Annotated in this window: 16 protein-coding genes; 13 read left to right on the plus strand and 3 right to left on the minus strand. The window is 72.5% G+C overall.

Annotation, left to right across the window (positions count from 1 at the left end):
* Positions 1–86: 86 nt before the first annotated feature.
* The 7 genes from Pdca_RS05785 (at position 87) to Pdca_RS37450 (ending at position 7,956) form a co-directional block, all read left to right on the plus strand.
* Positions 87–1,013 (plus strand): PhzF family phenazine biosynthesis protein, encoded by a 927-nt coding sequence (locus Pdca_RS05785; protein WP_232021428.1) that lies wholly within the window; start codon positions 87–89, stop codon positions 1,011–1,013.
* 160 nt (positions 1,014–1,173) lie between these two features.
* Positions 1,174–2,133, plus strand: coding sequence for an HpcH/HpaI aldolase/citrate lyase family protein (locus Pdca_RS05790; protein WP_085911672.1), 960 nt, complete (start codon positions 1,174–1,176; stop codon positions 2,131–2,133).
* 43 nt (positions 2,134–2,176) lie between these two features.
* On the plus strand, positions 2,177–3,379 hold the full coding sequence (locus tag Pdca_RS05795) for an acyl-CoA dehydrogenase family protein (protein ID WP_085911673.1): 1,203 nt from the start codon (positions 2,177–2,179) through the stop codon (positions 3,377–3,379).
* A gap of 135 nt (positions 3,380–3,514) precedes the next feature.
* A complete protein-coding gene (locus tag Pdca_RS05800) occupies positions 3,515–4,036 on the plus strand; it encodes a general stress protein (RefSeq protein ID WP_085911674.1) in 522 nt (173 codons plus the stop codon).
* Between the two features lie 133 nt (positions 4,037–4,169).
* Complete coding sequence (locus tag Pdca_RS05805; protein ID WP_085911675.1) at positions 4,170–6,419, plus strand: carbon starvation CstA family protein; 2,250 nt, start codon at positions 4,170–4,172, stop codon at positions 6,417–6,419.
* A complete protein-coding gene (locus Pdca_RS05810; RefSeq protein WP_085911676.1) occupies positions 6,419–6,628 on the plus strand; it encodes a YbdD/YjiX family protein in 210 nt (69 codons plus the stop codon). The genes Pdca_RS05805 and Pdca_RS05810 overlap by 1 nt, the downstream gene beginning before the upstream one ends.
* Positions 6,629–6,792: 164 nt before the next feature.
* Positions 6,793–7,956, plus strand: a complete 1,164-nt coding sequence (locus tag Pdca_RS37450; RefSeq protein WP_269462839.1) for a class I SAM-dependent methyltransferase — start codon at positions 6,793–6,795, stop codon at positions 7,954–7,956.
* A 153-nt stretch (positions 7,957–8,109) separates the two neighbouring features.
* On the opposite strand, the gene corA is transcribed toward Pdca_RS37450, so the two are convergent.
* Positions 8,110–9,228: a magnesium/cobalt transporter CorA gene (corA, locus tag Pdca_RS05820; RefSeq protein WP_166665903.1), complete on the minus strand. Its 1,119-nt coding sequence runs from the start codon at positions 9,226–9,228 to the stop codon at positions 8,110–8,112.
* 387 nt (positions 9,229–9,615) lie between these two features.
* Here corA and Pdca_RS05825 point away from each other — a divergent pair, with 387 nt between their 5' ends.
* Positions 9,616–10,119, plus strand: a complete 504-nt coding sequence (locus Pdca_RS05825) for a MaoC family dehydratase (RefSeq protein WP_085911677.1) — start codon at positions 9,616–9,618, stop codon at positions 10,117–10,119.
* Between the two features lie 37 nt (positions 10,120–10,156).
* On the opposite strand, the gene Pdca_RS05830 is transcribed toward Pdca_RS05825, so the two are convergent.
* Positions 10,157–10,564: an NUDIX hydrolase gene (locus Pdca_RS05830; RefSeq protein WP_085911678.1), complete on the minus strand. Its 408-nt coding sequence runs from the start codon at positions 10,562–10,564 to the stop codon at positions 10,157–10,159.
* 103 nt (positions 10,565–10,667) lie between these two features.
* Between Pdca_RS05830 and Pdca_RS35345 the strand changes: the two genes are divergently transcribed.
* The 5 genes from Pdca_RS35345 (at position 10,668) to Pdca_RS05850 (ending at position 14,212) form a co-directional block, all read left to right on the plus strand.
* On the plus strand, positions 10,668–10,820 hold the full coding sequence (locus Pdca_RS35345) for a hypothetical protein (protein WP_166665828.1): 153 nt from the start codon (positions 10,668–10,670) through the stop codon (positions 10,818–10,820).
* Between the two features lie 3 nt (positions 10,821–10,823).
* A complete protein-coding gene (locus Pdca_RS05835) occupies positions 10,824–11,381 on the plus strand; it encodes a PH domain-containing protein (protein ID WP_085911679.1) in 558 nt (185 codons plus the stop codon).
* Positions 11,382–11,407: 26 nt separating this feature from the next.
* A complete protein-coding gene (locus tag Pdca_RS05840) occupies positions 11,408–12,283 on the plus strand; it encodes a PHP domain-containing protein (protein ID WP_174824306.1) in 876 nt (291 codons plus the stop codon).
* 49 nt (positions 12,284–12,332) lie between these two features.
* Complete coding sequence (locus tag Pdca_RS05845) at positions 12,333–13,208, plus strand: RecB family exonuclease (RefSeq protein ID WP_085911680.1); 876 nt, start codon at positions 12,333–12,335, stop codon at positions 13,206–13,208.
* Positions 13,209–13,972: 764 nt separating this feature from the next.
* Entirely contained in the window at positions 13,973–14,212 is a 240-nt protein-coding gene (locus Pdca_RS05850) for a hypothetical protein (protein WP_125911275.1), read from the plus strand.
* Here Pdca_RS05850 and Pdca_RS05855 read toward each other — a convergent pair.
* Positions 14,209–15,429, minus strand: coding sequence for an Rv3212 family protein (locus Pdca_RS05855; protein ID WP_125911276.1), 1,221 nt, complete (start codon positions 15,427–15,429; stop codon positions 14,209–14,211). The genes Pdca_RS05850 and Pdca_RS05855 overlap by 4 nt on opposite strands.
* Positions 15,430–15,439 lie beyond the last annotated feature (10 nt).

Consider the following 15,439-nt stretch of genomic DNA (forward strand, 5'->3'; position numbering starts at 1 on the left):
CGGGCGGCGCCCGCGGCGGTGTTGATGCGGCGCTCGCGCCGGTGTTGATGCGGCGCTCGCGCCGGTGGCGATTACGCTCGCGTGACGTGAGCGAGCCGCATCCCGAACCCACCCACCGGCCCGGGCCGGATCCGTTGCGCTACGACATCGTCGACGTCTTCACCGACCGGCCCTACGCGGGCAATCCGCTCGCCGTCGTGCACGGCGCCGAGGCGCTCTCGACGGTCCGGATGCAGGCGATCGCCGCGGAGTTCAACCTCTCCGAGACCGCCTTCCCGCTGCCCCCGACCGGCGACGCCGACGCGGGCGCCGACTACCGGGTGCGGATCTTCACCCCGCGCCGGGAACTGCCCTTCGCCGGGCACCCGAGCGTCGGTACCGCCTGGGTGCTGGCCCGTGACGGGGTGATCGGGCACGGTGAGCGGATCCAGGAGTGCGGTGCCGGGCTGCTCCCGATCCGGGTGGACGGCAGCGGCGCCCGGGTCGAGGGCGGACCGCCCTCGGTCGGCGAGGAAATGGACGCGGCCCTCCTCGCGGCCGCGGTCGGCCTGGGCCCCGACGACGTCGACGGCGCGGCCGCCCCGGGGCTGGCCGGAGCCGGCGTCGAGTACGCGATCCTGCTCGTGCACCCGGGAGCGGTCGCCAGGGCCCGCTCGGACGCCGCCGCGATCGCCGCGCTGCCCGGCGACGTGATCGGCGTACTGGTCGCCGCGGTGGACGCGACCGCCGAGCGGGTGCACGCGCGGATGTTCGCGCCGGCCTCCGGGGTCCCGGAGGACCCGGCCACCGGGTCCGCCGCCGTCGCGCTCGGGGTGTTCCTGGCTGATCGCGGACTGGTGCCCGACGACGGGGAGCACGCGTTCGTCGTCTCCCAGGGCGCGGAGATGGGGCGGCCCTCGACGCTGCACGCGGGCGTGCGCACGGAGGGCGGACGACCCGTCGGGACGTGGGTGGGCGGCACCGTCGCCGGCGTGGCGAGCGGATCCCTGACACCGCCTCCCGAGTCGGACTGACTCGCGGGTAACCCCTTGTGACCACCTGCGGGTGAGAAACCAATCACCTGGACGGGGCGTCCGGCGGGTGCTCGTGCCAGCATCAGCGGGCAGCCCGACTGCCCGCCCGCACCGTCCCCGGTGCGCGTGGGCGAGGACGAACTCGACGAGGAGCCAGCCTGTGAGCACCACCCTCCGCGCCCGCCGGTCCTGCCTGGCAGTGCCCGGGTCGAGCCAGAAGTTCATCGACAAGGCGCGCACGCTGAACTCGGACCAGGTGTTCCTGGATCTGGAGGATGCCTGCGCCCCGCTGGCCAAGCCGGGCGCCCGGAAGACCATCGTCGAGGCGCTGAACGAGGGCGGCTGGGGCGAGAAGATCCGGGTGGTCCGGGTCAACGACTGGACCACCGAGTGGACCTACCGCGACGTGACCGAGGTCGTCGAGGGCGCGGGCGCCAACCTCGACGCGATCATGCTGCCGAAGGTGCAGACCCCCGAGCAGGTCGTCGCGCTCGACCTGCTGCTCACCCAGATCGAGAAGACGATCGGCTACGAGGTCGGGAAGATCGGCATCGAGGCCCAGATCGAGAACGCGCTCGGCCTGACCAACGTGAACGCGATCGCCACCGCCTCGCCGCGGGTCGAGACGATCATCTTCGGCCCGGCCGACTTCATGGCCTCGATCAACATGAAGTCCCTGGTCGTGGGGGAGCAGCCGCCCGGGTACGACGTCGGCGACGCCTACCACCACATCCTCATGTCGATCCTGATGGCCGCCCGCGCGCACGACAAGCAGGCCATCGACGGCCCGTTCCTGCAGATCAAGGACGTCGACGCGTTCCGCAGGGTGGCCGGTCGCTCGGCCGCGCTGGGCTTCGACGGCAAGTGGGTGCTGCACCCCGGCCAGATCGACGCGGCGAACGAGACCTTCTCGCCGGCGCAGAGCGACTACGACCACGCCGAGAACATCCTCGACGCCTACGAGTACTTCACCTCGGAGGCGGGTGGCAAGCGGGGCGCCGCGATGATCGGCGACGAGATGATCGACGAGGCCAGCCGCAAGATGGCGCTGGTCATCTCGGGCAAGGGCCGCGCCGCGGGCATGACCCGCACCGACAAGTGGACCCCGCCGGAGGCGTGAGAACACCCCGGCCACTGACCAGAGACGCTCAGGAGGAACACAGATGGCGCGGCTCGCCCAGACCGCCGGTCTGACCGACATCCAGACCGAGATCCTGTCCACCGTCCGCAGCTTCGTGGACAAGGAGATCATCCCGCACGCGACGGCGCTGGAGCACGCGGACACCTACCCGGCCGACATCGTCGACGGGATGAAGGAGATGGGGCTGTTCGGCCTCATGATCCCGGAGGAGTACGGCGGCCTCGGCGAGTCGCTGCTCACCTACGCCCTGGTGGTCGAGGAGATCGCCCGCGGCTGGATGAGCGTCTCCGGCGTGATCAACACCCACTTCATCGTGGCGTACATGCTCCGCCAGCACGGCACCCAGGCGCAGAAGGAGCACTACCTGCCGCTGATGGCCACCGGCGAGACCCGCGGCTCGTTCTCGATGTCCGAGCCGGACCTGGGCTCCGATGTCGCGGCGATCAAGACCAAGGCGGTCGAGGCGGGCGACGGCACCGGTGACTACGTCATCGACGGCGCCAAGATGTGGCTCACCAACGGCGGCACGTCGAACCTCACCGCGGTGCTCGTCAAGACCGACGAGGGCTCGGAGAAGGCGCACCAGAACCTGACCACGTTCCTGGTCGAGAAGCCCACCGGCTACGGCGAGGTCGCGCCCGGCCTCATCGTCCCCGGCAAGATCGACAAGATGGGCTACAAGGGCGTCGACACCACCGAGATGGTGTTCTCCGGGCACCGGATCTCCGGCGAGCAGATCCTCGGCGGCGCCCGCGGCAAGGGCTTCGCGCACATGATGGACGGCGTCGAGGTCGGCCGGGTGAACGTCGCCGCCCGTGCCTGCGGCATCGCGATCCGGGCCTTCGAACTGGGTGTGGAGTACGCGCAGCAGCGCTCGACCTTCGGCAAGCCGATCGTCAACCACCAGGCGATCGCGTTCAAGATCGCCGAGATGGCCACCAAGGTCGAGGCCGCGCACCTGATGATGGTCAACGCCGCGCGCCTCAAGGACCGCGGCGAGCGCAACGACGTCGAGGCCGGGATGGCCAAGATGCTCGCCTCGGAGTACTGCAAGGAGGTCACCGAGGACTCGTTCCGGATCCACGGCGGCTACGGCTACTCCAAGGAGTACGAGATCGAGCGCCTCATGCGCGAGGCACCGTTCCTGCTCATCGGCGAGGGCACGAGCGAGATCCAGAAGACGATCATCTCCCGCGGTCTGCTGCGCGACTACAAGCTGCGCTGACCCGCGCCGCACGTCACGTGCGCGTCGTGCGCGCACGTGACGTGCGAGACGTCGCTAGTCTCCTCGGGCACACCGGACGGCCGTCGACCGTTGCCCGGTAGCAGTAGCCGAACACCATCTGCGAGGAGAATCGCCATGACCAACCCGTTCGGCGGCCAGGCACGCCCGGCACCGGGCCTGCCGCAGCTGCCCACTCCGCCGACCGGGTGGCCGGTGGGCTCCTACGCCACCTACGAGGAGGCGCAGCGGGCCGTCGACCACCTGGCCGACTCCGACTTCCCGGTCCGCGACGTGACGATCGTCGGCGTCGACCTGATGCTGGTGGAGCGGGTGATCGGCCGGCTCACCTGGGGCCGGGTACTGGGCTCGGGTGCCGCGTCCGGCGCCTGGCTGGGTCTGTTCGTCGGTCTGCTGCTGTCTCTGTTCTCGCCGGACGGCAGCTTCTGGCCGATCGTCGTCGGCCTGGCGTCCGGTGCCGCGTTCGGCATGGTGTTCGCGGCGGTCGGCTACGGCGCCAGCCGCGGCCGGCGGGACTTCCAGTCGGCCAGCCAGATGGTGGCCGGCCGGTACGACGTGCTGTGCGAGCCGCGCAACGCCGAGCAGGCCCGCGAGATGCTCGCCCGGCTGGCGCTGGGCAGCCCCGGCGGTGGTTTCTGACCTGGTAGCGCGATCCCGGCCGCCGTCACCCATCGGGTGACGGCGGTCTCGTTCCTCAAGATCTTCACAAGGCTCTTTCATTTCACGCCGAACTGCTTATAGTGCGCCTCGGACATATCGGGAGGGACGCGCTATGACACAGGTGTCAGGCGGTGGCGCGGCGGGGCAGGAACTCCCGCCGGCTGCGGTGGACGAGGACGTGTTCCTCGCGGAGCGACGCACATGGACGCCGCTCAAGATCGCGATCTGGGCGACGATCGCGCTGCTCGGTGGCCTCGGGTGGGTGATGCTGGCCCTGGTCCGCGGCGAGACGGTGAACGCGATCTGGTTCGTGTTCGCGGCCGTCAGCACCTACCTGATCGCCTACCGCTTCTACTCGACCTACATCGAGCGGAAGCTCCTCAAGCCGGACGACCGGCGGGCCACCCCCGCCGAGTACGCCGAGAACGGCCAGGACTTCGTCCCCACCGACCGGCGGGTGCTCTACGGGCACCACTTCGCCGCGATCGCCGGCGCCGGCCCGCTGGTCGGCCCGGTCCTCGCCGCCCAGATGGGTTACCTGCCGGGCACGATCTGGATCATCGTCGGCGTCATCGTGGCCGGCGCGGTGCAGGACTACCTGGTCCTCTTCTTCTCGATGCGCCGCGGCGGCCGCTCGCTGGGCCAGATGGCCCGCGAGGAGCTCGGCCGGGTCGGCGGCACCGCCGCGCTGGTCGCGACCCTCTCGATCATGATCATCCTGATCGCGGTGCTCACGCTGGTCGTGGTGAACGCGCTCGGCGAGAGCCCGTGGGGCGTCTTCTCCGTGGCGCTGACCATCCCGATCGCCCTGTTCATGGGCGTCTACCTGCGCTTCCTGCGCCCGGGCAAGGTCTCCGAGGTCTCCTGGATCGGCTTCGTGCTGCTGATCGCGGCGATCATCGCCGGCGGCTGGGTCGCCGAGACCGAGTGGGGCCAGGCGCTGTTCACCCTGGACCGGGTGACGATCGCCTGGGGCATCATCATCTACGGCTTCGTCGCCGCGGTCCTCCCGGTCTGGCTGCTGCTCGCGCCGCGCGACTACCTGTCGACCTTCATGAAGATCGGCACGATCGTGCTGCTCGCGGTGGCGATCATCGTGGTCCGCCCGGAGCTGGCGGCACCGGCCTTCAGCGAGTTCGCCGGGCGGGACGACGGTCCGGTCGTCGCCGGGTCGCTGTTCCCGTTCCTGTTCGTGACGATCGCCTGCGGCGCGCTCTCCGGTTTCCACGCGCTGATCTCCTCGGGCACCACCCCGAAGCTGGTCGAGAAGGAGCGGCAGACCCGCTTCATCGGCTACGGCGGCATGCTCATGGAGTCGTTCGTGGCGATCATGGCGCTGGTCGCGGCGCTGTCGATCGACCGCGGGCTGTACTTCGCGATGAACGTCCCGGCCTCGCTCACCGAGGGCACCGTCGAGGGCGCGGCCGCGTTCGTGAACTCGCTGGGCCTGATGAACGTCAACGTGACGCCGGACCAGCTCGCGTCGACCGCGGCGCTGGTCGGCGAGGAGTCGATCGTCTCCCGCACCGGTGGCGCGCCGACCCTGGCGGTCGGGCTGGCGAACATCATGCAGCAGTTCATCGGTGGCCCGGCCATGATGAGCTTCTGGTACCACTTCGCGATCATGTTCGAGGCGCTGTTCATCCTCACCGCGGTGGACGCCGGCACCCGGGTGGCGCGCTTCATGCTGCAGGACGCGATCGGCACCGTCGTCCCGAAGTTCAAGGACACGTCCTGGCGGGTGGGTGCCTGGATCTGCACCGCCTTGATGGTCGGCGGGTGGGGCGCGATCCTGGTGATGGGCGTGACCGATCCACTCGGCGGGATCAACACGTTGTTCCCGCTGTTCGGCATCGCCAACCAGCTGCTCGCCGCGATCGCGCTGGCCGTGTGCCTGGCCCTGGTGGCCCGGCGCGGGCAGGTCAGATATCTGTGGATCATCGCGGTGCCGCTGGCGTTCGCCGCCGTCGTCACGATCACCGCGTCGATGTTCAAGATCTTCTCGCCGAAGCCGGCGATCGGGTACTGGGCGCAGCACTTCGCGTTCCGGGAGGCGATCGCGGCCGGTGAGACGAGCTTCGGCAACGCGGCAACGCCGGAGGCGATGGCCGCCGTCGTCCGGAACACCTTCATCCAGGGCTCGCTGTCGATCCTGTTCGTGTCGCTGGCGATCATCGTGATCGTCGCCGCGGTGCTGTCGGCCTGGCGGTCGATCGCGATCGGCGGGCGTCCCGAGCTGGAGGACCCGGAGATCGCGTCGCGGATCTACGCGCCGTCCGGGCTGATCGCGTCGCCGTCGGAGAAGGAGCTGGAGAAGCGCTGGACCGAGGCGGTCGGCGACCGCGTGCGGGCCGGGCACTGATGGCGGGCGGCGGACGGGTCGAGACCGTGCTGGACGGGCTGCGCGGGCTCGCCTGGTGGTGGCGTGGGGTGATCGGGGCGGACCGCTACGAGCGTTACCTCGACCACCACCGCCGCGCCGGGCACGTCCATCCGCCGATGACCGAGCGGGAGTACTGGCGGGCCCGGACCGAGCACCAGGAGAACAATCCGCAGGGACGGTGCTGCTGATCGGCCCCGGGAGCCGCTGCGCCGCACGGGTGGTGTGAGCGGTCCCGAACGGGGGAGCGGGCCCGGTCGGGTGGGTGGTGAGCCCACCCCGACCGGGCCCGTACCGGTATCGCCCGGGCGCGTCGGGTTCCGGACAGGGTGCCCGCCGGGGCAGGATCACGCCCGTGAACGGTGAGGCGCGGCAGACCGACGAGATCCGCCCGTCCACGGTGCACCGCGCCTACGGGCGCGGCGCTGGCGGATATGACGGGTTCGTCGGCTCCATTCCCAGCTACAAGGCCCATCTGCGGGTCTCGGCATCCCGGATGGGGCTGGGTGACGGGCCGGGCCTGCGGCTGCTCGACATCGGCTGCGGCACCGGGGTGTCCACCGAGGCGTTGCTGACCACGGTGAAGGGCGCCGAGGTGGTCGCGGTCGACGCGTCCGCGGAGATGCTCGCGGTGGCCAGGAAGAAGAACTGGTCGCCCCGGGTCAGCTTCGTGCACTCCAAGCTGGAGACCCTCGCCGAGGTCGGGATCCAGGGCCCGTTCGACGGCATCCTCGCCTCCTACCTGGTCTCCAACCTGCCCGACGCCGAGCACGGCCTGCGCCGGCTGCTGGCGCTGCTCGCGCCCGGCGCACCGCTGGCGGTGCACGACTACGCGGTCGGCGGGACCCGTGGCCGGGTGCGTTGGACGACCGCGGCCTGGACCTATCTCGTCCCGATGGCCGCGATGCGCTGGGGCGTCGCGGATCTCGCCCGCTACCGGGCGAAGCGGATCAGCGGCGCGGGCGGCCCGGAGCAGATGGTGCACCGGATGGAGCGGGCCGGGTTCTCCGACGTCCGGGTGCAGACGGTGGCCGGTCTGCAGCAGCACCTGGTGCACACCTTCCTCGGCAGGCGCCCGGACGAGCCGGACGTGGTGGGGGAGCGGATCGCCCGCTCGTCCGCACTGGCGGCGGCGGGCTGGCGGCCCGCACCGGCCGCGCCGCCCCCGCCGCCGCAGGACGCGGCCGACCCGGAGGACCGGGAGGACCAGCTGGAGGAGGGCGGCCCGGAGGACCCGGGCTACGCCGACGAGCTGCCGCCCGAGGCCACCGGTGACGCCGACGACCTCGGGTACGCCGACGTCACCGCGGGCGACGCCGACGTCCCCGGTGGTGCCGACGTCCCCGGTGGTGCCGAGGTCCCCGGCGGAGACGGTGGCGCCGGGGGTCGGCCGGGGGAGCCGGATGCCGGACGCGGCAACGGCCCGCACGGCAACGGTTCCCGGGACGCCGATTCCCGTGACGAGAGCTCCCGCGACGACGAGCCGCCCACCCCGCCCGCCGGTGGGCCCCGGGTCTGAACAGCCCCGGCGGCCCACGACCAGCCGCCCCGCGGTCCGCAGCGAGCCGCCTCAGCCGGTCACGACCAGCGGCCCCGGCCGGGCTGCCGCGAGCTGCCTCAGCCGGTCACGACCAGCGGCCCCGGCCGGGCTGCAGCCGGCCGCGCCGGCCGGCTACAGCCAGCCGTTGCGGCGGAGGTTGCGGTGCAGCAGCGTGCAGATCGTCGCGATGATCAGCAGCACCATCGGGTAGCCGAAGCTCCAGTGCAGCTCGGGCATGTAGTCGAAGTTCATCCCGTAGACACCGGCGATCATCGTGGGCACCGAGATCAGGCCGGCGTAGGCGGTGATCTTCCGCATGTCGTTGTTCTGCCGCATGCTGATCTTGGCGAGCACGGCGTCGACCAGCGTGGTCAGCAGCTCGTTGAACCCGGCGACCTGCTCGGCGACACCGCCGAGGTGGTCGTCGACGTCGCGGAAGTAGGACCGCACGTCGTGCGGTACCAGCGCGCTGTAGCCCTCGGAGAGCTTGCGCATCGGCCCGACCAGCGGCATCACGCAGCGCCGCAGGTCGAGGATCTCCCGCTTCATGACGTAGATCTGCTCCGGGTTCATCGTCGAGCCCGGCGAGAACACCTCGGCCTCGACCGCGTCCAGGTCGGTCTCGATCTGCCGGACGACGTCGATGTAGGAGTCCACGACGTGATCGGCGATGGCGTGCAGCACCGCGGCCGGGCCGAGCCGCAGCTGCTCGGGATCGTCCTCGAGGCGTCGTCGTACCTCGCGCAGTCCGGTGTGCCTGCCGTGCCGGACCGTCACCACGAAGTCCCGGCCCAGGAACGCCATCACCTCACCGGTCTCGACGATCTCGTTCGCCGTCGTCGGGTCGGCGTTCCCGACGTGCCGGACCGTCTTGAGCACCATGAACAGGGTCTCGTCGTAGCGCTCGAGCTTGGGCCGGTTGTGCGCGTGCACGGCGTCCTCGACGGCCAGCTCGTGCAGTCCGTAGGTCTGCGCGACACCGGAGATCTGCTCGGCGTCCGGCTCGTGCAGGCCGATCCACACGAAGCCGGTGCCGCGCTCGCGGACCTCGGCGATCGCCTCGTCGTGCGTCCATCGGCCGGGCAGCCGCTCCCCGTCGTCGTACACCGCACAGTCCACGACGTAGGCCGACAGCGGGACCCGCAGCCGGGCCGGGCGCTGCGCCTCGGCACGGGCGGCGGCCCGGTCGGCACGCCGGTTCCGGCCTGCCGCGGACCGGATCGACGGACGGAGCTGGGAGAGCGATGGCATCACGGGACCTCCGGGGCGGGCGAGGCCGGCTCGGTCGGCGAGCACGACTGCCGGGGACGTGCGACCACCGCGGCGGTCGCCGGACACGCGACACGCCTCCCGCCGGGATCAGCCGGGGTACACCGTCCGGGTGACGGGCAGCGGGAGGCGGCACGTACTGCTCACCGGTGCCTGGGGTTCGGACGACTGCTCAGGCGACACCGCTCTCACCTCCCCGTTCCTGTTCCCGCTCCGACTGTTGCTCTGTGCATCGCTCACCGTGCGCCGAACGTGTCGGGAATGTGAGATGCCCGACCTCGCGCGTGTGAGTTGGACCGCCGCTGCCGTTGCGGGCCGCCGGATAGATTACCCCTGCAACGGATCCAGAGTGTGATGGGAGCGTGAACGGTGCAGTTCGGGCGCTACTACGAGGAGTTCGAGGTCGGTGCGGTCTACAAGCACTGGCCCGGCAAGACGGTCACCGAGTACGACGACCACCTGTTCTGTCTCCTCACGATGAACCACCATCCGCTGCACATGGATGCGCACTACGCCGAGGAGACCACCGACTTCGGCAAGAACGTGGTGGTCGGCAACTACATCTACTCGTTGCTGCTGGGCATGTCGGTGCCCGACGTCTCCGGCAAGGCGATCGCCAACCTCGAGGTCGAGTCGCTCAAGCACACCAAGCCGACCTTCCACGGCGACACCATCTACGGCGAGACCGAGGTCCTGGACAAGACGCCGTCGAAGTCGAAGGACGACCGCGGCGTCGTCCACGTCGAGACCCGCGGCTACAAGCAGGACGGCACCGTCGTCTGCACCTTCCGGCGCAAGGTCATGGTGCCGAAGGTGTCCTACGGCGACGCCCGCGGCGGGGAGCAGCCCGGCCGCCCGACACCGCAGGTCTGAACCCGGCCGGCCGGACCGAGCCCGGGGGAGCGCTGTCTCAGACCCGGGGCAGTGCGTCCCACTCGCGCAGGAGTTCGGTGAGCCCGTCCACCACCGGCAGTTCGGCGTACCCGGCGAGATCGACGAACCGGGCGTCGGCGGCGTCGTCGCCCGCCCGCGGGTGGACGGCGGAGCCGGGGGCGAGGTCGCAGCGGTAGTCCGCGATCCGGTACGGCCCGCGCACGACGACGCCGGCGAGCTCTCCGGGGCGGACCGTCAGACCGGTCTCCTCGGCGAGCTCCCGGACGACGGCGGTCGGCTCGTCCTCGCCGGGTTCGACGCGCCCGCCGGGAACCGACCACAGACCCCGTCCGGGCTCGTTCGCCCTGCGTACCAGGAGCAATCGTCCGTTCGGGTCGTGCACGATTCCACCCACGCAGGCGATGTGTCGGCTACTGTCGGTCATCCGGAATGACGGTACGCTGCTCGGGTGTCGGTACCCCTGCCTCGACGGGCTCGGGTACCAATGTCGGGGTTGTCCCAACGGGCCGGAACGGGTGACGGGAAACGTGCGCAAGATTCTCATCTTGGTCGCTGTGGCGCTGGGTATCTTCCTGGTCGTGACCGCGCCGCAGGCGGCGGCGAACTCGGTGACCAATATCGGCAACATCCTCTATGACGCCGCCCAGTCGGTTTCGACGTTCGTCACGTCGCTGCTCTGAGCCGTGCTCGCGCCCCGGGAGATCGACGAGTACCTGCTCCCCACGGAGCGGCGGGTCATCCGTGTGCGCCAGCACTGGGCGGTCATGGCGAGGCACATGACGCAGACGACGGTGTTCATCGCCGTCGTGGTCGGCATCGAACTGCTGATGAACCGCGCCGGGAACAGCGCGGCGGTCGAGGTCGTCGTCGACAACCTGACGTTCTACCTGGTGCTGGTGGCGGTGCTGCGGTTCACCGCGTTGACGATCTTGTGGTGGATCGAACGGATCGTCATCACCGACAAGCGGGTGATGATCGCCCAGGGGATCATCGTGCACAACGTGGGGATGATGCCGCTGGGCAAGGTCACCGACCTGACCTTCCAGCGCACGCTGTCCGGGCGGATGCTCGGCTACGGGACGATGGTCGTCGAGTCGGCCGGTCAGATCCAGGCACTGAACCGGATCGACTACATGCCCCGCCCCGAGGAGATCTACGAGGCGCTCTCCGAGCTGGTGTTCGGCGAGAAGGGCAAGACCCGCGCCACCGGGATGCTGGCCAAGCCGCGCTGGCGGCGCTGAGCCCGGCCGCCGGTTAGGGTCGTGCCGTGGCCCGGCCCGTGATCGACCTGCACGCCCACTCCACCGCGTCCGACGGGACGGACAGCCCCGCAGGGCTGGTCCGTGCGGCCGGTGCCGCGGGACTCGACGTCGTCGCGATCACCGATCACGACACCACCAGCGGGTGGGACGAGGCGGTCGCGGCGCTGCCCCCCGGGCTGACCCTGGTGCGGGGCGCCGAGTTCTCCTGTCTGAGCCGCACCGGCCGGGACGGCGAGCCGCGCTGCTCGGTGCACCTGCTCGGATACCTGTTCGACCCGCAGCACCCGGCGATCGTCGCCGAGCAGGAGCGGCTGCGCGCGGAGCGGGTGCAGCGGCTGCACACGATGATCGGCCGGATGGCGGCCGACGGGTACCCGGTCGACGTCGACGGCGTGTTCGCGCACCTGCCGGAGGGCGCCAGCGCGGGACGTCCGCATCTGGCCCGCGCGCTGGTCGCGGCCGGCGTGGTCGGCTCGGTCAGCGAGGCGTTCGCCGAGCTGCTGCACAACGACAGCCCCTACTACGTCCCGCGGGCCGACACGCTCGTCGAGACCGCGGTCGAGATGATCACCGCGGCCGGCGGGATCGCGGTGTTCGCGCATCCGCTCGCCCGGGTGCGCGGGACCGTCGTCGAACCGTCGGTGCTGGCCGACCTGGCGGCCGGCGGCCTCGGCGGGGTCGAGGTGGACCACCCCAATCACGAGCCGGACGACCGCGCGCTGCTGCGTGCACTCGCCGCCGAGCACGCTCTGCTCGTCACCGGCTCCAGCGACTACCACGGGACCAACAAGCCGACCCCGCTCGCCGAGGAGACCACCGATCCCGAGGTGTACGCCGCGATCGTCGACCGGGCGACCGGCGTGCAGGTCGTCCGGGGTTGATCAGCACGGCGCCGGTCGGGCCTGCTCCCGGTCGCTGTACCGTTGCCTGATGGCCCCTCCCGCCACCGGGCCCGCTGACGGCCAGCTCGGCCTGGACCTGCTGGATCCCGACTTCGGGGCGACCGCGCTGCACCGGGTGACCCCGGCCCGTCTCGACACCTGGGACGCGTGCCCGCGGCGCTACCGGATGCTGCACGTGGACCGGCCGGCGCCGTCCCGCGGCGGGGCGTTCGCGCACACCACGCTCGGCGCGGTCGTGCACCTCGCGCTGCGCTCGCTGGCGATGCTGCCCGCGCACCGGCGTACCCCGGCCGAGGCCGCCGCGCTGATCGGGAGGCACTGGTCCGACGAGGGGTTCCGGGACAGCGGGCAGGCCGCGCGCCACCGGGACCGGGCCGCCGACTGGCTGGCCGCGGCCGCCGATGGCCCGGCGGGTACGACCGAGCCGGTCGCCGTCGAACGCCGGGTGAGCGCCCCGGTCGGGTCGCTGCTGGTGGAGGGTCGGATCGACCGGCTCGACGCGGACACCGACGGCGGGCTGCGGGTGGTGGACTTCAAGACCGGTCGCCGGGTCCCGCGCGACACCGATGCCCGCGACTCCCGCCAGCTCGCGCTCTACGCCGTCGCCGCCGGGGAGGTCTTCCGCAGGCGGTGCAGGCAGGTCGAGCTGCACCACGTCCCGACCGGCACGGTCGCCGCCTGGGAGCACGACGACAGCTCCCTCGCCGCGCACGTGAGCGCCGCGGAGGCGACGGCGACCCGGGCGGCCGACGCCGTCGCGGCGCTCTCCGCGGGTGCCGCGGCGGACGAGGCGTTCCCGCCCAGCACCGGTGAGCAGTGCGGAACCTGCCCGGTGCGCAGGCACTGCGCCGACGGCCGGGCAGCGGCGCCCGAGCCGCGCCCGTGGGACCTGCTCGCACCGTGACGCGCCGGCCGGAACACCACGACGGGATCGGACGGCCCGGACCGGACGCGCGGCGTCCGCCCGCACCCGGCGGTCCACCGCCCCGGGGCGCCGCACGCCCGAACCGGCCCCATCCGCCCGCGCCGGGCGGCGAGCCGCCCACCCGGCCGACCGGCCACCCGGCCCCGCCGGGCCGGCCCGTGCCCCCGGCAGCGCCGGCCCGCGGCCGCGCATCGGTGCCACGGGTGGGCGACGGCGCCGGCCGGGTGCCCGCCGGTGTCCCCGGCGGCCGGGGCCGCGCCGGGTCCTCCGACGGACGAGGCCTCGCCGGTGCCCCCGACGGGAGCGGCCTTGCCGGCGGCCCCGACGGTCGGGGCCGCGCCGGTGCCCCCGAAGGCCGGCGGCGCACCGACGGCCCCACCGACGGCCCCACAGAGCGACCCACGACCCGGCGCGACGCGCCCGGAGCACGCGGCGGACCCGGTTCCCGGCGCGGGATCGGCAGCGGCACCCCCGATCCCGGCCCGGACGACCATCCCGCGGCGCGCCCACCCGCCGACGGGCGCCGCCGCGACAGGGACAGGGACCGCGACAGGGACAGGGACCGCGACAGGGACAGGGACCGCGACAGGAACCGCGACAGGGACAGGGACAGGAACCGCGACGGGGGCCGCGCTCAGGACCGTGGCGATCGGGGCAGGGGCGATCGGGACCGGGCATCGGGCCGGAGCGGCCGGTCGGCCCGCCCGACCGGGCCGGGCCGGATCCTGCGCGGCCTGGCCGGCGTGCTCGCCGGTGGCCTCGTGGTGCTGGCGGTCGGCCTCGTCGTCGTGGAGTGGCTGGCCGGCAGCAACGGTGTGCCGGGCCCCGGTAACGGGGCGGTCGCCGCGCACCTGGTCGCCGCGGTGATCGCGGTGGTCGGGCAGGTCGTCGCGGACCGGCGCGGCGACCGGACGGGCACGCTCGCCGCAGCCGGGGTGATCGGCACCGTGGCGCTGGTGCTGGGCCTGGGCTGGTTCCTCTAGGCCGTGGCCGGGCCGAGCACCACGATCTCGGTGCCGCGCAGCTCCACCAGCAGCCCGCCCTGGGCGGCGACCTGCACCGGCCCGGTCCGGTCCGCGCGGTCGACGGGCACCGTGCGGCCGACCACGCCGGTGACCGGATCCACGTCCGCCAGCCCATCCGGTACCGGGACCAGCAGCCGGTCCCCGTAGCGGGTGCCGGGGCCGAGGGTGCCGGGCACCGTCCAGCGCGGCTGCAGGGTCCCCGCGTCCAGTGCGACGGTGGCGCCACCGGTCCACCAGTAGCGCGTCGGGTCGTCCTGCCCGCCGGTGCGGGTCCGCGCGACGCCGTCGGCGGGCACCGAGATGGTCGCCCCGGCGTCGACCGGGAACTCACCGATCTTGCGGCCGCCGCGGTCGAACAGCGCCAGCCGGGGGACACCGGGCAGCAGCACGGCGGCCCGCTCCGGGGACACCGCGATCAGCTGCGCCCCGTCGGTCCCGATCTCGGCGGACGCGTCGAACGCGGGCCGGTCGCCCTCGGTGCCGCTGGGGCGCAGCACCGACAGCCGCTCGCCGGCCTCACCGGGGCAGCGCTCCAGCACTCCGGCCCGGTCCTGGGCGGCGGCGAAGGACAGGAACGTGCAGCCGGTGCGTGGCTGGGTGCCGGGTTCGGCGGGGGCCCGGACGGTGCCGTATTCCGCGGTGCGCACCAGGTCCGAGCGGAAGGTCTCCAGATAGTCCTCGCCGGTCGCGAGCACCGGGTCCTGGCCGATCAGCCGGGTGCCGGGGCGGGCGTCCAGGGTGCGGTTCGGGCCGCGGTCGCCGGAACCGGGTTCGAGCGTCGTCAGCTCGGAGCAGTACTCGTCGTTGCGGTACAGCGCCATGACGCGGCCGTCGGCGAAACCGGTGGTGCACAGCGCCAGATCACGGGAGTAGGACCAGCGTTCCGCGCCGCTGACCGCGTCCCGCCCGGACAACCGGGACCCCTCGGCGACGACGACGCCGTCCCCGGCGACCAGCGGGGCCGGGGTGGCCGGGCTGGCGGCCCGCCACCGCTCGGTGAAGGCCGCGGGGACCGGGCCCACCGGTGGCGGCGGGGTGGCGGCGGCCGTCGCCGGGACCGACTCGGTGTTCGCCGCCGGACTCTGCACGCCGTAGAGCAGCGCCACACCGCCCAGCAGCACCACGAGCACCGCGGCGACCATGCGGTCGCCGCGGTGTCGTCGTTCGGCGGGCACCTGCGGCCAG

It is taken from the genome of Pseudonocardia autotrophica (assembly GCF_003945385.1).
In the GTDB taxonomy this organism is placed as follows: domain Bacteria; phylum Actinomycetota; class Actinomycetes; order Mycobacteriales; family Pseudonocardiaceae; genus Pseudonocardia; species Pseudonocardia autotrophica.